Consider the following 19,464-nt stretch of genomic DNA (forward strand, 5'->3'; position numbering starts at 1 on the left):
CTCAAAAATTTATGCGAAGCCCATGAAATGCTTGACATACTGCCTGCGCTTGCCTCCGATAGAGAATTAACGACGAATTGAATGAGATTCTGCTGAACCGTGGAGGCAGCCGGCAATATCGTTCAGTAAAAGAAAGCGAAAATCTACTAACAAGCCATATTCTGGGAGGAACATTTGATGCGCAAGATACTCATTTCGCTGGCAGCCACAGCTACTTTTGCTTTGGCGTCAAGCACTGCATTTTCTCAAGGTTATCCTGAACGCAATATTACAATGGTCGTGCCATTCGCTGCAGGCGGCCCTACCGATACGGTTACCCGCCTTGTCGCTGAAACCATGTCAAAAGATCTTGGACAGCAAATTCTCGTGGAGAATGTGGGCGGTGCGGGTGGAACCTTGGGTGCATCGCAGGTCGCAAAGGCCGAAGCCGATGGATATACATTGCTTCTGCATCACATTGGTATGGCAACCAGCGCAACACTTTACCGCAAACTGCCCTATGATACGCTCAATGCCTTTGAATATGTTGGCCTTGTGACCGACGTACCGATGACAATTGTCTCCAAGAAAGATTTCGAAGCGAAAGACCTGAAAGGCCTCGTTGAGTATGTGAAAGCCAACGCCGACAAGATCAGCCTTGCAAACGCTGGCATTGGTGCTGCTTCGCATCTGTGCGGCATGTTGTTCATGAACGAGATCAAGGTTCCGCTCGTTACCGTTCCTTATAAGGGAACCGGACCTGCAATGACTGATTTGCTGGGTGGACAGGTCGATCTCATGTGCGACCAGACCACAAACACTACCAAGCAGATCAAAGGCGGCACGATCAAAGCCTATGCGGTGACATCCGCAAAGCGTCTCGACGCTCTTCCAGATGTTCCGACTGTAGAAGAGGCTGGTCTTCCCGGCATGCAGGTCGGCATCTGGCACGGTATCTACGCGCCAAAGGGCACGCCAACAGAAGTTACCGAGAAATTGTCTGCATCACTGCAAAAGGCCCTCAAGGATCCGAACATTATCGCGCGTTTTGCCGAACTTGGCACAGTTCCTGTAACTGATGCCGAAGCTACACCTGCAGGTTTGAAATCAAAGCTGGAGAGTGAAGTAGCACGCTGGAAGCCAATTATTGAGGCTGCCGGCCAATACGCAGACTAATTCAGCATTAGCCGGGGCACGAAAATGCCCCGGTCCTTTCCATTTTAAGAAACGTCGGAAAACGGCGATTGGGGGATATATGAAATCCTTGAATTTCAGTTCACGCGACATTGTTTGCGGTGCATTATTTATTCTTGTGGGCCTGTTTTTTGCGGTACAGGCATATGGGCTCGAACTGGGTACGGCCGTTCGAATGGGGCCCGGTTATTTCCCGTTTGTTCTGGCAGGAATACTCGTGATTCTTGGAATCATCGTGATCATTCAGGGAACGCAAATCGAACACGAGCCGATGGGACCCATTGCATGGCGCGGGATGTTGTTCATCCTTCCGGCACCTGTTTTCTTCGGCCTGACTGTCCGTGGTCTTGGATTTGTACCATCATTGTTTTTGACAGCATTGATTGCGGCTTTCGCCAGCACGAAAATGCGACCCGGTATGGCGTTGCTTCTCGTGGGGGGGCTGACGATCTTCTCCGTTGTTGTCTTCAGTTATGCATTGGGGCTGCCATTCCGCCGTTTCGGCCCTTGGCTCGGACAGTGAGGACGCATCATGGAACTCTTTAACAACCTCGTCCTCGGCTTCACCACTGCCGGTGCTCCATGGAACCTGTTCTTCTGCCTCGTAGGCGTTATCCTTGGCACACTGATCGGCGTATTGCCCGGTATCGGTGCGACGGCAACGATTGCCATGTTGCTGCCTATTACGTTCCAGCTGGAGCCTGTTTCTTCGCTGATCATGCTGGCGGGAATCTATTACGGCGCTCAATATGGCGGCTCCACCACGGCTATCCTGATTAATATGCCGGGTGAATCGTCATCAGCCGTCACCGCCATTGATGGATATCAAATGGCACGGAAAGGGCGAGCGGGTGCGGCGCTGGCAATTGCGGCCATCGGTTCGTTCTTCGCCGGAACTGTTTCCACGGTATTGGTCGCTGTCTTCGCGCCGCCGCTCACAGCCATAGCCTTGAAGTTCGGTTCTGCCGAATATTTCTCGCTGATGATTGTCGGTCTCGTTTCTTCCATTGCCCTTGCCCATGGCTCAGTCGTGAAAGCACTCGGGATGGTGGTTCTCGGACTGCTTCTCGGCCTTGTCGGAACAGATATTTACACCGGTACGCCTCGATTCAACTTAGGCATTCTTGAACTTTCCGATGGGCTGAACTTCGTTGCTCTGGCGGTCGGTGTGTTTGGTATTGCGGAAATTCTTCGCAACCTTGAAAATGAACATGACCGCGATGTCATGATCAAGAAGGTCACCAATCTTTGGCCAACCAAACAGGATTGGAAGGAAATGACGGCGCCGATATTGCGCGGCACCGCAATTGGCTCTGCTCTTGGAATATTGCCAGGTGGCGGTGCCATTCTTGCTTCCTTTGCCTCCTATACCGTTGAAAAACGCATGTCCAAGACACCTGAAGAGTTCGGTAAAGGTGCCGTTGCGGGTGTTGCAGGGCCTGAGTCAGCCAACAATGCCGGTGCCCAAACATCGTTCATTCCAATGTTGACGCTTGGTATTCCTGCAAATCCGGTTATGGCACTAATGATCGGTGCGATGATCATTCAAGGCATCGTGCCCGGACCAAATGTGGCGACGGAACAGCCTGCACTTTTTTGGGGTATCATCGCATCGATGTGGATCGGCAATCTTATGCTGATCCTGCTGAATCTGCCGCTGATCGGTCTATGGGTAAAACTCCTGACCATCCCCTACTATATGCTGTTTCCAGCAATCATCGCGTTCTGTTCCATTGGCGTCTACAGCGTTAACTCCAATGTTTTCGATCTCTATGCGGTCGCATTCTTCGGATTGATCGGTTATGTGCTGGCAAAGCTTCGCTGCGAACCGGCCCCCTTGTTGCTAGGCTTTGTATTGGGTCCGCTTCTCGAAGAGCATCTGCGGCGGGCAATGATCATGTCACGCGGCGATGCTACGACATTCGTCACACGGCCGATCAGTTTGACACTGTTGTTGCTTGCAGCGGCGGTGCTCGTTGTGGTTCTGCTGCCAAGCATTCGCAAGAAGCGCGATGAGGTGTTTGTCGAGGATTAATTCAAATCTGAGGGTGGCAAGCCGTTTCAGGCAAGCCATCCTGACTTCACCAATGCAAAAACTAATGCAAAACACCGTTGACGGAATCGATTGAACCGTTGAAAAGCATAACCGCGCGGACGTGGTGAAATCGGTAGACACAACAGACTTAAAATCTGTCGGCCATAGGTCATGCGGGTTCAAGTCCCGCCGTCCGCACCAACATGAACCCGGCTTTAGCCGGGTTTTTTGTTGTTTCACAATGTGTTGAGAACACACGTCAAGCTGGAAAGCCTTCATCAAGCGGGCTTGCGGCTATCCGTTTCGGGAACTACGTTCCATTTCCCATCAGGAGTCTTTCCATGACCGAAAAGAGTGAGATTGTAACGGCAGCGATGCTCGCGATTGGTGACGAATTGCTGTCCGGCCGGACCAAAGACAAGAATATCGGCCATCTCGCCGACATTCTGACTGCTGTTGGGATTGATTTGGAGGAGGTCCGCATTGTTCCTGACGAACAAGCCCGCATCGTAGAGGCGTTGAATGCTTTGCGCCAGCGCTATGACTATGTTTTCACTTCCGGCGGCATCGGACCCACCCATGACGACATCACTGCCGATGCTATTTCCAAAGCTTTTGGGGTGCCATGCGAGCACGACGCAAAGGCAATGAAGATAATGGGCGATAGTTACGCTTCAAGAGGCATGGAGTTCACGGAAAGCCGCCAGCGTATGGCGCGCATGCCAAGGGGGGCAGTTCACATCGATAATCCGGTCTCAACCGCTCCCGGCTTCAATCTCGAAAATGTGTATGTAATGGCCGGCGTTCCATCCATTTTTCAGGCAATGCTGGACAATGTAATCCCTACATTGCGCGTGGGAACCCAATTGCTATCGCAATCTGTAAACTGCCCGTTTGGCGAGGGATCGATTGCCGTTCCTCTTGGCAATATCCAAACGGAGAATCCTGAGACGATCATCGGATCATATCCAAAATACGAAAATGGCCGTTTTTCCACAGAACTCGTTGTTCGAGCTCGTGATGCGGCCAAACTGACATCTGCCGTGGAAGCTGTGAAGGCTATGATTGCAAATCTGGAGGCAACGCAACTTCCGCGCTGACGCTTAGCCTATTCTGGTTGTATACTGTAGCCAGCCATGGTTCGATGACTCAAAGACAATGGAGGCCAAAATGGCATTTCGCACGATCATCGCTTTCATTCGTAGTGAACGGGAAGCAAAACGGGTCATTGGTGCGGCGAGATTGATCGCGTCATCGAGTGAGCGAACCCATATTATCGGCCTTTATACGGTTCCTTCACCTATTGTTTATGCCGACCCGACCGGTTTTGCCGATACCACTTTGTTTGAAGCACACGAACAACGGCATAAAGAGAATGCTGCCGCTATTACATCCGCCTTCAATGCAGAAATGGCAAAAACAGCAATCTCACATGAATTCCGCATTGTGCGCTCTGAAAGCAGCAGTCCATCAGCAGGTGTTACTCAAAGCGCTTTACGAGCGGATATCATTATCGCCGGGCAACCTGATCCGAATGATCCCGACAGCGTCAATGATGTGACCGACCCGCTGGTCATGGAAAGTGGACGACCCGTGTTGTTCGTGCCCTACAAAACACCGCTTCCGGAAAAGATTGACCGTGTAGTCGTTGCATTTAACGGCAAGCGGGAAGCCTCACGCGCAGCATTCGACTCCCTGCCATTACTGATCAAGGCAGAAAGCGTTGATATTCTTTGGGTAGACCCCAGAAAATCCAACGATCCCAATGTCGATATACCCGGCACACCACTTTCAGACGCGCTTCGGCGTCACGGTGTGAACGTTAATCCGTCAACTATCGATTCCAACGGTGAGTCCACCGATAAAATCCTGCGCCGCAGAATTGCAGACAATGGAGCAAATCTGTTCGTCATGGGCGCTTATAGCCAGTCCCGCCTGAAGGAATGGGTGTTTGGCGGCGTAACAACTTCAATCATGGCCGATATGCCATGCCTTACGCTCATGTCACGATAACATGGGCCAAAGGACCGGTTAAAAATACAGTAAGCGTGGGTAAACAGTGCAAGCTGCTTGCCATGAGCTAGCTTTTCCCGCTATTGCGAATTGCATTCCTCGCGGTTTCCCGCTTCCTCGCTTGATTTATGGAGTGCATCCCATGTCCCTGCCCGACAAAGCTTTTCCGGTTTCCTGGGATCAGTTTCACCGCGATGCGCGTGCGTTGGCATGGCGTGTTGCCGGCATGCAGCGTGAATGGCGGGCTATGGTCGCCATCACTCGAGGCGGCCTCGTTCCGGCTGCAATCATCTGCCGGGAATTAGGCATCCGAATGATCGAGACAGTTTGTATCGCCTCATACCACGACTATGACGAGCAAGGAGAGCTTAAGGTTCTCAAGGACGTTGATGCACGCCTTCTGGAAGATGGCGGCGAAGGTATTCTGGTTATTGATGATCTAACCGACACGGGCAAAACAGCGGCTATCGTTCGCGCAATGATGCCGAAAGCACATTTTGCCACGGTCTACGCCAAGCCAAAAGGTCGCCCGCTTATCGATACATTTGTTACTGAAGTTTCGCAGGACACCTGGATTTACTTCCCTTGGGATATGGGTCTGACTTATCAAGAACCAATCACCAAAGGTCACAAGGGGTAATCGCCTCCCCCTAAAACCGATAAAGACTCAGTCAAAGAGTAATTCAATAAAGTTGGGGAACAACTAGCCACCATTCATAGTTGTGTTTTTTTTGCACTGCTGTTCAAAAAAATGTCACAAGTCGCGTTTAAGCAAAAAACTGTAGCCGGTAATCAATTGCGATTTGCACGAATCGGTTCAAACTTGCTGAAAACACAAGAAAGAATGAGTGGAGCCTTGAATATAGTCTACAAAGATGAGCTGGTTACTGCAAAACGGACCGAGATGCCTGATGGCCGGGTCCGGCAAGTTGCTGCGCTTGTTTACAGGCTCAAAAAGGACGTCCCCGAAATTCTCCTTATCACCAGCCGTGGTACCGGTCGCTGGGTATTGCCGAAAGGATGGCCGCAGGTCGGAAAGACCTATGCCTGCTCTGCTGAGGCGGAAGCATATGAAGAGGCTGGCGTTAGAGGCGACGTCAGTCCGTTCTCTGTCGGAACCTATCGTTATGAAAAAGATGATATGTGCGAAGGAGAAATTGGCGATTTCATTGTTGATGTTTTCCCACTGGAGTTTTCTCATCAGGAAAAGAAGTGGCCTGAACGGGGTGAACGTCGACTTGAATGGGTAAGTATTGAGGAATCTGCATTACGTGTCGAAGAGCCCGAACTCAAAGCTCTTTTGATGAGTTTTGACCCCTACCGTATCCCCCGCTGATCGCCGCTACAACTCCAAGAAAATCCATCATCCGAAGTGATGTGCCGTTGGCAATGCGACTAAGTAATTACTCCCCGTTATCCACATATGTGACACACAAGATGTTGCGGTCATAAATTTGTAAGAAACTATTTCTTGACGCCCAGACGCGAGTCACTTTTTATAGGAGACCGTTGCGTTAGTAGCGTGACCGGAGTGTTGGTAGCCGGTCTCTTTTTCCAGTTTGAACAATGCCTTAGACGCTGTTTTCATACGGAAACACGAACGGTAGACTTTTGACTTACGGAGGGGCAAAAGGATTGTTCGCGGGGTTGGATTTTTCTCTTGTTAATACTATATTTAGTGTTTGCAGGCAGAATTCCTACCAGATACTGTGACAGTCCTTAAGGGGCAAGAATCGCAAGACAGACATCGGATAACTCACCTGATCGAAGTTTCATGTGCTCAATCGCATTGAAAACAGTTCAGGGTGCAAGCAGCTGGCTTCAGACATTTGAACCAGTGTCAGTAGGATCGTGTTCATGGCACGCTTATCACTTCACATAGCGCCGGTTGAACACTATATATAGAGACAAGGACCAAAGAAATGCGGATCGAACGGCGTTTTACAAAAGAGAACCAATCTGCTTACGCGGATTTGGAATTTCGCGTAGCCACAAGCGAAATCAAGAATCCGAACGGTTCAGTTGTGTTCCGTCTCGAAAATATTGATGTTCCAGCCCAGTTTAGTCAGGTGGCTGCCGATATTCTGGCGCAGAAATATTTTCGCAAAGCCGGCGTTCCTGCCAAGCTCAAAAAGGTTGAAGAAAACTCTGTCCCGTCATGGCTGTGGCGCTCCGTCGCCGACGAAGAAGCTTTGGCTGCTTTACCTGCAGACGAGCGCTATGGCTCTGAAATGGACGCACGCCAGGTTTTTGATCGTCTGGCTGGTACGTGGACTTATTGGGGCTGGAAAGGCAAATATTTCGACAGCGAAGCTGATGCCCTCGCCTTTCGCGACGAGCTTGCCTACATGTTGGCTACCCAGCGCGTTGCACCCAATTCCCCGCAATGGTTCAACACCGGGCTACATTGGGCCTATGGTATCGATGGTCCGGGACAAGGACATTATTATGTCGATCCTGAAACCGGCAAACTGACCAAATCAAAATCATCCTACGAACACCCGCAGCCCCATGCCTGCTTTATTCAGTCTGTTGCTGATGATCTGGTCAACGAAGGCGGCATTATGGATCTTTGGGTCCGTGAAGCGCGTTTGTTCAAATATGGCTCAGGCACGGGCTCGAATTTCTCGTATCTGCGGGGCGAAGGTGAGAAGCTTTCAGGCGGTGGACGCTCCTCCGGCCTTATGTCTTTTCTGAAAATCGGTGATCGCGCTGCCGGAGCAATCAAATCAGGCGGCACAACAAGACGCGCCGCAAAAATGGTTGTCGTTGACGTCGATCACCCTGACATCGAAGATTATATCGACTGGAAAGTGAAGGAAGAGCAGAAGGTAGCGGCTCTCGTTACCGGCTCCAAGATCGTCAAGCAGCATCTGACCGCAATCATGAAGGCTTGCGTCAATTGCGAAGCCGACAATGGCGATTGCTTCGAGCCCTTGAAGAACCCTGCTTTAAAGCGCGAAATCAAGGCTGCCAAGAAAAACCAGGTCCCCGAAAATTATATTCAGCGCGTTATCCAGTTTGCCAAACAGGGCTATACCGATATCGACTTCAAGACCTATGACACGGATTGGGATTCTGAAGCCTATCTGACAGTTGCTGGCCAGAACTCCAACAACTCGGTTTCCTTGAAAGACGAGTTCCTGCGTGCAGTTGAAAATGACGGCGATTGGAACCTGACAGCCCGTAAAGACGGCAAGGTTATGAAGACCCTGAAAGCCCGCGATCTGTGGGAAAAAATTGGCTATGCCGCTTGGGCTTCAGCTGATCCGGGTCTTCACTTCAACACAACAATGAACGATTGGCATACGTGCCCGGCGGCAGGTCCGATCCGTGCCTCCAACCCTTGCTCGGAATATATGTTCCTTGATGACACGGCATGTAACCTTGCATCAATCAACCTGCTGACATATCGCGGCAAGGATGGGAAGTTCGATATCACAGGCTATGAACACACCGCTCGCCTGTGGACAATCGTTCTGGAAATTTCCGTCATGATGGCCCAGTTCCCCTCAAAGGAAATCGCCAAGCTATCCTATGAATATCGCACTCTTGGTCTTGGCTATGCCAACATTGGTGGCCTGCTGATGACCTCCGGTATTCCGTATGACAGCGATGAGGGTCGCGCGATTGGCGGCGCCCTCACCGCCATCATGACAGGCATCTCTTATGCGACGTCGGCTGAAATGGCCAAAGAGCTTGGCGCTTTCTCTGGATATGCGCCAAACGCAGCCAACATGTTGCGCGTCATTCGCAATCATCGCCGTGCGGCTCATGGCGAAAAGCAGGGTTATGAAGGTCTTGCTGTAAACCCGGTGGCACTGATTGCAAATCATTGCCCGGATCAGGACCTTATCACTCACGCTAAATCTGCTTGGGACAAAGCGCTGGAGCTGGGCGAAAAGCACGGTTTCCGCAATGCGCAGGCTACGGTTATTGCACCGACAGGCACAATCGGCCTGGTCATGGATTGCGATACGACAGGTATCGAGCCGGACTTTGCACTCGTCAAATTCAAGAAGCTTGCCGGCGGTGGCTATTTCAAGATCATCAATCGTGCCGTTCCTGAAGCCTTGCGCACGCTTGGATATTCCGAGAGTCAGATTGCTGAGATCGAAGCTTATGCCGTCGGTCACGGTAACCTTAATCAAGCTCCAGCGATCAATCCGGGTTCACTCAAGGCCAAAGGCTTTACAGACGAGATCATCGCAACGCTCAATACCGCACTGAAATCAGCTTTTGATATCAAGTTTGCGGTCAACAAATGGACCATCGGCGAAGATTTTGCCAAGAATGTACTGGGCTTCACGGATGAGCAGCTCAGCGATATGTCATTCGAGATATTGCCAGCGCTTGGCTTCTCCAAGAAGGAAATCGAAGCTGCCAACGTGCACATTTGCGGTGCAATGACACTGGAAGGTGCGCCTTTCCTGAAGGAAGAGCATTATCCAGTGTTTGATTGCGCCAATCCATGTGGCAAGATCGGTAAGCGTTACCTCTCGGTGGACAGCCATATTCGCATGATGGCCGCTGCACAGCCGTTTATTTCCGGAGCAATTTCCAAAACCATCAATATGGCCAATGAAGCAACTGTCGAGGATTGCAAATCAGCCTATATGTTGTCCTGGAAATTGGCGCTGAAGGCAAATGCGCTTTACCGCGATGGTTCAAAGCTCTCTCAGCCGCTTAATGCTTCATTGCTCGCCGATGAGGACGAGGATGAAGATGATGCAATCGAAGCTTATGTTGAAGCGCCGGCGGCGGCTCGTGCTGTTCAGGTAACGGAAAAAATCGTCGAGCGTATCGTAGAAAAATATATCCATGATCGTGAAAAATTGCCGAACCGTCGTAAGGGTTATACCCAGAAGGCAGTCGTCGGCGGTCACAAGGTCTATCTGCGGACGGGTGAATTTGACGATGGTCGTCTTGGCGAAATCTTTATCGATATGCATAAGGAAGGCGCTGCCTTCCGGGCAATGATGAACAACTTTGCCATCGCAATCTCGCTCGGCCTGCAATATGGCGTTCCGCTCGAAGAATATGTTGAAGCATTCACCTTCACTAAATTCGAGCCAGCCGGAATGGTTCAGGGCAATGATGCAATCAAGAACGCAACGTCGATCCTTGATTATCTGTTCCGTGAATTGGCCGTCTCATACCTGGATCGTCACGACCTTGCTCATGTCGATCAGTCGGATTTTTCCAATACTTCCCTTGGACGAGGTATCTCGGAAGGCAAGGCGGAACCCGTCTCAAAAGGTTTGACCCGCGGCGCTTCTCTGACTGTCGTTTCTCCGACCAAGGCAGATCCAAAGGGTTTTAGTAACGCAGGGGGAACAGGCACGGTAAGCGCGCCCAAGGCAACTGCGTCATCAAATGTCACGACCCTTGCCAGCCGTTCTACAGCGGCGCTCGCTACAAAACCCGCGATTGCCATTGCAACTCAGGAATCGACCGGCTTCAAACGCGATTATGAGGAGCAGACGAAGGAAGCTGCTGCTGAGACAAGTCCTTCTGCAGCATTGTTCGAGGATACAGCTGCAGAAACGGCTGCCGAAGAGGCCAAAGCTGCAGCAAAGAAAGTGATCTCTGACCGCCGCATCAAATCAATGATGCAGGGTTATACGGGTGACAGCTGCTCCGAGTGCTCGAACTTCACGATGGTGCGTAATGGAACCTGCCTCAAGTGTGACACCTGCGGAAGCACAAGTGGCTGCAGTTGACAGCTTGTAGTTGCAAACAGGAATGATAAGAAATGGGCTTCCTTCTTGGGAAGCCTATTTCATTTGATTGCTCTTGCCTTTATGCGAAGCCACCCAGACCAACTAAATTCATTGTCAGTAAGCTAAAAGGGACGCAATTCATGTTCTACGCAATTCTGGCCTATCACGAAGAAGAAGTTGTCGCGTCATGGACCAAGGAGGAAGATGCCGCGCTTATGGCGGATCTGCTTGAGCTCAATGAGCGTCTTGTTCGCGAGAAAACATTGGGGCCTGCTGCGCGGCTTGGCCCGACAGGGCGTGCTGTAACTTTACGCGGCAAAGATGCTGGTATGGTCGTCGATGGTCCATTTGCCGAAACCAAGGAACAGCTATTGGGTCTCTATGTGGTTGATTGTCCGTCACTTGACGCTGCTGTGGAAACGGCTCGCCAATTGCGCCGCGCAAACCCAACTGCTGTCTATGAAATCCGTGAGATATTGCTCTACCGGCCCGGCGCATCCATGAGTGCCAGCGATGAAAGCTAAACACCAAAGTTAATCCTTGCCTGTCATTCTTCGCAGTTTGCCAGACTCATGAATAACAGATAGCAATATAAAACTCTGGGCGTCATTTTCTGACCGCAAGCAAACATCCCACCAAGACATTGAACAGTATTCAGGACAGCAGCATGAGTTCATCGATTTTCCACGGACTGTCCGCTTTCCCGATTACGCCATGTGATTCCAGCGGACGTGTAGATGAGAGCAGTCTTTCAAAGGTCATCGCTCGCCTTGCTGATGCGCGCGTCGATTCCATAGGCCTCATCGGAAGTACCGGGACATATATGTATCTCGACCGGGCGGAACGACAGCGCGCCTTCGAGATTGCTACGAACATTGCAGGTTCCGAAACTCCCATTATCGTCGGTGTAGGAGCTTTACGGACCGACGCTGCCGAACAATTCGCGAAAGATGCTGAACAGGCAGGCGCTTCGGGACTTCTTCTTGCACCTGTCTCATATACCCCATTGAATGACGAGGAAGTCTTTCAGCACTACGCTTCGGTAGCTGGTGCAACCGGCCTCCCGCTGTGCATCTATAACAATCCCACGACCACTCATTTTACCTTTTCTGTTTCGCTGATTGAGCGATTGTCAGGAATTGACAATATAGTGGCCCTCAAAAACCCTGGCGCCCCGGCATCCGAAATGGCGGCTGTGATCAAGCCTCTTCGCGATGCTGTACCTTCTGATTTTTCTGTTGGGTTCAGTGGCGACTGGTTTGCCGCCAATGCGCTACTGGCTGGTGGAGATGCTTGGTACAGCGTGGCAGGCGGCCTTTTGCCCGTTCCATGCTTGGCACTAGCGCGTGCGGCGCAGAGCCTGAATCAGGATGAAGTCAAACGAATTGACGGGCTGTTTCAACCCCTATGGGACCTGTTCAAGGAGCTAACAAGCCTTCGTGTCATGTATGCGGCGGCAGAAATACTGGAATTAACGAGTTGCAAGCCACCACGCCCGATACTTCCCGTTGAAAAATCAGAATATTCGCGCATTGCCAAAGCCTTGGAAAGTCTGCCCATTTAAAGCGCGCAACTGGAAGATACCTGCAATCTGGATTCCAATTGGAGGCCTTATTCCAACGAAGCGGCATCAGCTTCAGCGATTAATGCTGTAACAGCGCGTTCCATTGGGGCTGCATCACCCATTGATGCCAACCATAATGTTGCACCTTCAAGACGCAACAGCGCATCTGTCGCCATCTGTTCGGCACGCTCTACTCCAATTCCAACTGCGAGAATGTCCTTCAATCTGTTCCGGGATCCCAAAAAGAACCCCCGGACCGCTTCCCTCGCCTCGGGCGTTTCATCTGTAACCCCGTAAGCCAAATGCAGTCCCACGCAGCGTCTGGATTCAATCAGGCCAGATGCCATGCACTGCAATGCCGCCGCATAAGCTATGCGCCAGTCCGGATTATCCAGTGCGGGATCGCCAAATGTCTCAGCCAAAGTAAGAGCCATGACCTCGGGAACCAGCGCTTCCTTGTTTTCAAATCGCATATAAAGGCTTGCTTTTTGCAACCCGACATTGGTTGCCAAAGCCTGCATGGACGCTCCGGCATAACCATATTGCCGAAAAAGCTCCCGAGCGGCTTTGACTATGTCTTCTCGCGCTACCTTCATCATTCTTTCCAGATATAACCGACTGGTCGTATGTACGCCTTCGCGTCTTTCAAAACAAGAACGACCTATCGAGGCTCCAGCGCCACCGTTTTTATAATCGCAAAAACCGTCATTCCCTGCCGTAATGACAAGTGCTCACTGGCAAGCGTTGTTATCCGGGAAAGCAAGGGCGTCCCACGGCAGTCAATATGAACATCCATGGTTCCTTCGCTGTTGGAAAGTATAGATGTAATTTTTCCTTCAAGAACGTTGAGAGCACTTATGCCTTGAGGATGAATTGTCGAAAGCATCACATCTTTTGCCAAAATATACATTCGTATTGTTTTTCCGACGCCAATGTCGGCACCGGAAATGAACAATTGAGAGGAATTGGCTTCAATCGTGCTCAGATTATGCTTTGGATCGTACCGCGTAACCTTTCCTTCTATCAGTGTCCCCGCTTCTTTCCTGCCCTGCACGGACGAAACAGAAGATTGATTCAAGACATCAGCGACCTCACCCGCCGCACCAACACTACCATTTGCGAGAACGACAACTTTGTCGGCCAACCTCGCAACCTCCCGCACAGAATGGCTGACATAAATGATCGGAATATTCATCCGATCACGGAGTGCCTCAAGATAGGGCAAGATCTCCTCTTTTCGCGCTTCATCCAATGCTGCAAGCGGCTCATCCATCAACAATAGCCGCGGCGATGAAAGAAGCGCCCTGCCAATGGCGACGCGCTGTTTTTCACCACCCGAGAGATTCCCCGGGCGACGATCAAGCAAAGCATTCAATCCAAGCAAATCAACGACGGTATGAAAATTATCAACGTGCCTGGATTTTCCGGCGAACCATCGGCCATATTTGAGGTTTTGGCTGACCGATAAATGGGGAAACAATCTATCATCCTGAAAAACAACACCAAATTGACGTTTATGGCGGGGAATATATACTTTCCTGCTGGTATCAACGACCACCTCGCCATCGAAAATGATGCGCCCTTCATCCGGTCGACTCAAACCCGCGAGCATACGTATTACTGAAGTTTTTCCTGAACCGGATGGCCCGAATAACGCAGTTACGCCGCCATCAGACGTAAATGCCACATCCAGCTGAAAAGCGCCCAATTTACCACGTGCTTCAAATTCCAGCCTCATGATGCTGTCACTTTACGCCCAACGAGATAGGCCATGAATTCCGAAGCCATGAGGGCAGCCATGGAAATGATCACAGAAATAATGGTCAATCTGAATGCCCCGGCGTCCCCGCCGGGTACTTGGGTGAACGTGTAGATCGCTGCAGATAGGGTCTGTGTTTCGCCGGGAATATTCGAAACAAAGGTGATTGTTGCGCCAAACTCTCCCATGGCCTTGGCAAATGAGAGGATCATTCCCGCAATGATGCCCGGCAAAACCAAAGGCAAAGTTACCGTCAGAAAGACCCAGACAGGGCTTGCGCCCAGCGTAGAAGCTGCGTCTTCCAATCCCCGATCCACCGCCTCTATTGAAAGGCGTATACTTCGGACCATTAACGGAAAGCCCATGACAGCACAGGCCAACGCGGCACCGGTCCATTTAAAAGAAAGAACGATTCCGAGATGCTCGGCCAGAAACGCACCTACGGGCCCTCTTCTGCCAAAAAGGACGAGCAAAATAAATCCGGTAACGACTGGCGGCAAAATGAGTGGAAGGTGAACAAGGCCGTTTAAAAGAGACTTTCCCCAAAAACGGCCTCTGGCCAATAACAAACCAACGGCAATACCAAAAGGCAAACTGGCAATCATTGCCACACTGGCAATGCGTAAACTAAGGTGAACCGCCGTCCATTCCTCTTTGCTTAACGAAAACCAATCCAATCGAGAGCTCGCTATCATTTTTGCAAAGCTCTCAACCGGAGCCAGCCATTACTTCAATACAGTGAAACCCTGTTTCTCGAACAGTGGCACAGCTTTGTCGGATTTTATATAATCGAGCAGTGAAATGGCATCAGCATTCTTGCTGTCTGCCAGAACCGCTATTGGATAGACGATCGGCTTGTGGCTATCTTCAGGAAATGTGCCGACGATAGCCACTTCCTTGTCAGCCGCAGCATCGGTTTTATAGACAATTCCGTACGGCGCCTCTCCTCGGGAAACAAGCAGCAACGCAGCGCGTACACTTTCCGCACCGGCAATCCTGCTTTCAACGGATGGCCAGATACCCAAGGATTCCAGCGCCGCTTTTCCATACTTACCAGCCGGTACAGTATCAACAGCGCCCATAGCCAATCGGCCATCGCCAATAAGCTTTGACAGATCAAGCCCCTTTTTGATTTCAACAGGTTCAGCATTGTCTTTCGGAGCTACAAGAACGATGCTGTTGCCGAGGAGGCTTTTGCGGGTGGCCTCGTTGATAAGCTTCTTTTCAGCAAGATAGTCCATCCAATCCAAATCAGCGGATATGAAAATATCAGCTGGCGCCCCGGACTCAATTTGCTTGGCCAATGCTGAACTCGCAGCGTAAGAGGCCGTCACATCCTTACCGGTATCGGCTTTCCAGGCAGCTGCCACATCATCGATAGCGTTTTTCAGACTCGCAGCAGCAAATACAGTTACTTTCTCAGCTGCATAAGATGGCCACACTTGAAGCGGTGTCGCCAGCCAAAAAACCGTTAGTACCGTCGCCGTACGCTTGACCCATTTATGCCATTCTACGTTCATTTGAATTCTCTCTTTTGTCCCACCGTAATATTTTTATGGATATATCGGTAAGCGGAGAATAGCGAGCGTTATATTTGACAAAATACAACACAAAAGCGTCCCACGATTTTGAACAGTGGGACGCGATGGACTAGCTGAAAAGGGTTTGTTTTAGCGCTGTTTTGCTTTGCGGGCCGCGTAACGGCGGTCACGTTCTGCCTTGCGCTCGGCTTCGTCCAAGAGAACCTTGGCAATACGATTCTTCGCTTCAGCTGCCTGCGCTTCTGCCTCAGCTGCCGCAGCTTCTGCACGAGCCTGAGCTTCCGCTAGCTTGCGTTCTTCTTCCAGTTTGGCCAAACGGTCACGTTCAGCTTTTCTTGCTTCACGCGCAGCAATGATGGCTTCACGTTCAGCACGCTTGGCAATGACTTTTGGATCATCAGCCTTCGGCGCTGATTCAAATTTCTTTAGCAGAAGCTTTTTCGCTTCAATCGCCGCGGTGCGGCGGTCGTTCAATTCTTTAAGATTTTTCAATAGAAAGTAGTCCTGTCGTTGCAAACAATTGGCATTTCAATTGCCGTTCGATGGAAAGGCTGGACATGAAGCCCAGCCTTTCTGTTTGTCGTAGCATGAAATTCGCTGACAGCGAATACCGCTGTCGTTATTATACAGCCGCGAGCTGATCAGCCGACATCTTGCCGGACTTCTTGTCGCGAACCAGTTCATAGCTGATCTTCTGGCCTTCAACTATATTGCGCAATCCAGCGCGCTCAACCGCTGAGATGTGAACAAAAGCATCTGTTCCGCCGTCATCTGGCTGAATGAAACCGAAACCCTTTGTCGAGTCGAACCATTTAACTGTACCTGTGGCCATGATGGACCTCCGTCTAGCAACAAAAACTGGCACCCGTTTGCACAGGAGCCTCTAATTAATCGAGTTTTGAAGAAGGAGTTTGTCGAAGCGCGAAACGCGTAAAACAAAGTCAGACGATCCAAAATCCAATGCTTCTATTTACAGTCCGAACCCTCAAGGATCAACCCACACCCGGATTTGTTTTACGCTGTAAATTTTCGCTCGATTATCTCCGTACAAGCTCATGAAATTCGTCGCGCTGACCGGCAACTTCTGTTGCCACGACCAACGCGAGTTGCTTTTCGTCGAAAAGCTCGAACCATTCATCCCAATCTACCAACCGGGGACTGCCCAACGCATCTGGCCGGTCAGAGCCATTAGCGTCATTGTCTTCATATGCCTGCTGTCCGAATTCTATCATCAGCACAGGTTCAGTTATGCCGATTAACTCCGCCGCGTCACGTATGACAGGCACACCCGCGCGAGCCCCGGCCCAATCCTGAATAGCTTGGTGATCTGTAAGCAATGTTGTTTCGGTCATTTATGGTCTCCTGTCCGGATTGAACGTTGTTGTCGCAATCGGGTTCCACGGGGCATAATCATTTGGCAGGGAACACTCGTGCTTTATGAGCATTATGGTGTAGTTCTCCATCAAAGGATAAATCGATGAAAACTCTTGCTAAAGTTGTGTTGGTACTTGCTGTACTTGCGGGACTTGGCGCCGGTGGCGTCTATTTCTACTCACAGGAATCGGCAACAGTCGCAATCGAACAGGGCTACGGTCCTAATCCCACGCTCCCAGCGCCTAATCCCAAACCCATCCCGACTGTGAATATTGCGAAGGCGAGTAAATGGCCTGAAGGTGTCACGCCGAAAGCCGCACCAGGGTTAAAGGTCAATGCGCTAGCCAAAGATCTCGATCACCCTCGCATGATCCATGTCCTTCCAAATGGCGATGTTCTCGTCGCGGAAAGCAACGCACCCGCCAAGGAAGAACAAGGGTTCAGTATCCGAAACTGGGTGATGGGTCTCGTAATGGGACGGGCCGGTGCAACAGTTAAAAGCGCAGATCGCATTACATTGTTGCGAGATGCCGACAATGATGGCGTAGCAGAGATGCGAAAAACCTTCCTGCAAGGCCTGCATTCGCCGTTTGGCATGACGCTTGCGAACGGAAAACTGTACGTAGCCAACGCCGACAGTATTATCGCGGTGCCTTATGCAGATGGCGATACCGAATCCACGGCTACGCCAGAAAAAATTGCCGACCTACCTGGCGGCCCTATCAATCATCACTGGACAAAAGACGTGATTGCAAGTGCCGATGGCACTAAGCTTTATGCAACCGTTGGCTCAAACAGCAATGTTGGTGAAAATGGTATGGATGCCGAAAAAGACCGGGCTGGCATTCTGGAAATTGATCTTGCCACGGGAAAACAGCGCGTATTTGCTTCAGGGTTACGTAATCCCAACGGCATTTCCTGGAATCCTGACAGCGGCGAATTATGGGTAGCTGTCAACGAGCGTGATGAAATCGGCAGCGATCTAGTGCCGGACTATATGACATCAGTTAAGGACGGTGGATTCTATGGATGGCCATATAGTTATTACGGCCAGAACGTCGATGTCAGGGTCAAACCTCAAAACCCGGAATTGGTCGCGAAAGCTATCAAGCCCGACTACGCCCTTGGCCCACACACAGCATCGCTCGGCCTTACCTTCAACACGGCTGCTTTACTGGGATCGGAATATCAAAGCGGCGCTTTCGTTGGTCAGCATGGATCATGGAACAGAAAGCCAAGGAGTGGATACAAAGTGATCTACGTACCCTTCGCTAATGGAAAGCCAAACGGGGAGCCGAAGGACATACTGACTGGATTTATAAGCGATAAAGACGAAGCTCTCGGCAGGCCGGTCGGCGTTGCAATCGCCAAAACTGGTGCGCTGTTGGTTGCAGATGATGTGGGTAATACGATTTGGCGTGTCGTGCCTGAATAGGTTGAAAAGCAGACAGAGCGCTGATGTAAGGCAATCTCTTCATTTTAGCCGGAAGAGTTGGCTAGGGCTGCAATCCAAGACCTGACATCATTTGCCGAATTAACCTCATATTGCGCATCGCTTTGAAAAAGCGGTGTGCCTACTCTGACAGAACGACCATTTGATCCGTTGACAAACCGGAACATTGCTTCATCTGTAAGATCATCGCCAATGGCTAGTGGGCGCCTGCCCTTATAGGGTGCCGTACTCATGAAATCTGCAATAGCAGAACCCTTATCCGTGCCGGATGGAAGCAATTCAACCACCATCTTGCCGCTCTGTAGTTTCCATCCGTCTCCTAGCTTGGAGTGGATTGTCGACAGTGTTGCCTGCACGGCTCTTTCTGCCTCTGGCACTTGCCGATAATGCACCGCAATGGCCAATCCCTTATCTTCGATGATGGTTTGCGGCCAACGCAGAGTTAACTTTTCAAGCTCCTGTCGCGCTTCATCGAGCGCTAGCCGATCGATCAGTTTCGTCGCCTGATGCCCCACACCGTCTCTCACTTCCGAGCCATGCATGCCGGCGATAGGAAATTGAAACGGCGCAAACATTGCATCTGCGGACTCAATAGAGCGCCCGGTCACCAAGGCCATTGCGCCATCAAGCTGTTTGTAAAGAGACGATAAGTGCTCGGGCAAGACTTCCGGTACAATGATGCCGTTCGGTGTGGGCGCAAGGTCTATCAACGTTCCATCAATGTCCAAAAACAGTGCCCATGCACGCAAGTCTGTTGGAAGTACGTCTTTTATTTCAGGTTTCATAATAGATATTTTTTGCCGTTTTTTGAGTTCAGCTTCTCTAATTC

19 protein-coding genes and 1 tRNA gene are annotated in these 19,464 nt (G+C 50.7%); 12 read left to right on the top strand and 8 right to left on the bottom strand.

Translation table 11 applies throughout. The features are described from left to right. Positions 1-177 precede the first annotated feature (177 nt). From PMI41_RS16445 to PMI41_RS16495, 11 genes are all read left to right on the top strand, one after another. Entirely contained in the window at positions 178-1,155 is a 978-nt protein-coding gene (locus PMI41_RS16445) for a tripartite tricarboxylate transporter substrate binding protein BugD (RefSeq protein WP_008126683.1), read from the top strand. A gap of 79 nt (positions 1,156-1,234) precedes the next feature. Continuing rightward, on the top strand, positions 1,235-1,696 hold the full coding sequence (locus tag PMI41_RS16450) for a tripartite tricarboxylate transporter TctB family protein (RefSeq protein WP_008126685.1): 462 nt from the start codon (positions 1,235-1,237) through the stop codon (positions 1,694-1,696). A gap of 9 nt (positions 1,697-1,705) precedes the next feature. Beyond that, complete coding sequence (locus PMI41_RS16455; RefSeq protein ID WP_008126686.1) at positions 1,706-3,208, top strand: tripartite tricarboxylate transporter permease; 1,503 nt, start codon at positions 1,706-1,708, stop codon at positions 3,206-3,208. Between the two features lie 115 nt (positions 3,209-3,323). Beyond that, positions 3,324-3,409 (top strand) — tRNA-Leu (locus PMI41_RS16460). A gap of 140 nt (positions 3,410-3,549) precedes the next feature. Next, entirely contained in the window at positions 3,550-4,308 is a 759-nt protein-coding gene (locus PMI41_RS16465; protein WP_008126687.1) for a competence/damage-inducible protein A, read from the top strand. Between the two features lie 70 nt (positions 4,309-4,378). Further along, a complete protein-coding gene (locus PMI41_RS16470; RefSeq protein WP_008126689.1) occupies positions 4,379-5,221 on the top strand; it encodes a universal stress protein in 843 nt (280 codons plus the stop codon). Positions 5,222-5,363: 142 nt separating this feature from the next. Beyond that, positions 5,364-5,861, top strand: coding sequence for a xanthine phosphoribosyltransferase (gpt, locus tag PMI41_RS16475; protein ID WP_008126691.1), 498 nt, complete (start codon positions 5,364-5,366; stop codon positions 5,859-5,861). A gap of 264 nt (positions 5,862-6,125) precedes the next feature. Beyond that, positions 6,126-6,557 (top strand): NUDIX hydrolase, encoded by a 432-nt coding sequence (locus PMI41_RS16480; protein WP_157179427.1) that lies wholly within the window; start codon positions 6,126-6,128, stop codon positions 6,555-6,557. A gap of 586 nt (positions 6,558-7,143) precedes the next feature. Further along, positions 7,144-10,944: a vitamin B12-dependent ribonucleotide reductase gene (locus PMI41_RS16485; protein WP_008126694.1), complete on the top strand. Its 3,801-nt coding sequence runs from the start codon at positions 7,144-7,146 to the stop codon at positions 10,942-10,944. A gap of 140 nt (positions 10,945-11,084) precedes the next feature. Next, positions 11,085-11,468 carry a YciI family protein gene (locus tag PMI41_RS16490; RefSeq protein ID WP_040855511.1) on the top strand — a complete coding sequence of 128 codons (384 nt, stop codon included), beginning with the start codon at positions 11,085-11,087 and terminating at the stop codon, positions 11,466-11,468. Between the two features lie 143 nt (positions 11,469-11,611). Continuing rightward, positions 11,612-12,508 carry a dihydrodipicolinate synthase family protein gene (locus PMI41_RS16495; RefSeq protein WP_008126697.1) on the top strand — a complete coding sequence of 299 codons (897 nt, stop codon included), beginning with the start codon at positions 11,612-11,614 and terminating at the stop codon, positions 12,506-12,508. Positions 12,509-12,555: 47 nt separating this feature from the next. Here the strand turns inward: PMI41_RS16495 and PMI41_RS16500 are convergent, their stop codons facing one another. From PMI41_RS16500 to PMI41_RS16530, 7 genes are all read right to left on the bottom strand, one after another. Beyond that, on the bottom strand, positions 12,556-13,107 hold the full coding sequence (locus PMI41_RS16500; RefSeq protein ID WP_244423962.1) for a TetR/AcrR family transcriptional regulator: 552 nt from the start codon (positions 13,105-13,107) through the stop codon (positions 12,556-12,558). A 62-nt stretch (positions 13,108-13,169) separates the two neighbouring features. Then, on the bottom strand, positions 13,170-14,246 hold the full coding sequence (modC, locus tag PMI41_RS16505; protein WP_008126700.1) for a molybdenum ABC transporter ATP-binding protein: 1,077 nt from the start codon (positions 14,244-14,246) through the stop codon (positions 13,170-13,172). Next, complete coding sequence (gene modB, locus PMI41_RS16510) at positions 14,243-14,944, bottom strand: molybdate ABC transporter permease subunit (RefSeq protein ID WP_040855459.1); 702 nt, start codon at positions 14,942-14,944, stop codon at positions 14,243-14,245. The genes modC and modB overlap by 4 nt, the downstream gene beginning before the upstream one ends. Before the next feature lie 48 nt (positions 14,945-14,992). After that, on the bottom strand, positions 14,993-15,787 hold the full coding sequence (gene modA, locus PMI41_RS16515; protein WP_008126704.1) for a molybdate ABC transporter substrate-binding protein: 795 nt from the start codon (positions 15,785-15,787) through the stop codon (positions 14,993-14,995). A 150-nt stretch (positions 15,788-15,937) separates the two neighbouring features. Next, positions 15,938-16,300, bottom strand: a complete 363-nt coding sequence (locus tag PMI41_RS16520; RefSeq protein WP_008126706.1) for a DUF6481 family protein — start codon at positions 16,298-16,300, stop codon at positions 15,938-15,940. A 130-nt stretch (positions 16,301-16,430) separates the two neighbouring features. Then, entirely contained in the window at positions 16,431-16,640 is a 210-nt protein-coding gene (locus PMI41_RS16525) for a cold-shock protein (RefSeq protein WP_008126707.1), read from the bottom strand. Positions 16,641-16,845: 205 nt separating this feature from the next. After that, positions 16,846-17,160, bottom strand: a complete 315-nt coding sequence (locus PMI41_RS16530; RefSeq protein ID WP_008126708.1) for a hypothetical protein — start codon at positions 17,158-17,160, stop codon at positions 16,846-16,848. 125 nt (positions 17,161-17,285) lie between these two features. Between PMI41_RS16530 and PMI41_RS16535 the strand changes: the two genes are divergently transcribed. Next, a complete protein-coding gene (locus PMI41_RS16535) occupies positions 17,286-18,617 on the top strand; it encodes a sorbosone dehydrogenase family protein (RefSeq protein WP_008126709.1) in 1,332 nt (443 codons plus the stop codon). A gap of 44 nt (positions 18,618-18,661) precedes the next feature. Here PMI41_RS16535 and otsB read toward each other — a convergent pair whose 3' ends face one another. Beyond that, positions 18,662-19,420 carry a trehalose-phosphatase gene (gene otsB / locus PMI41_RS16540; RefSeq protein WP_008126710.1) on the bottom strand — a complete coding sequence of 253 codons (759 nt, stop codon included), beginning with the start codon at positions 19,418-19,420 and terminating at the stop codon, positions 18,662-18,664. Positions 19,421-19,464 lie beyond the last annotated feature (44 nt).

Source organism: Phyllobacterium sp. YR531 (assembly GCF_000282595.1).
Taxonomy (GTDB): domain Bacteria; phylum Pseudomonadota; class Alphaproteobacteria; order Rhizobiales; family Rhizobiaceae; genus Phyllobacterium.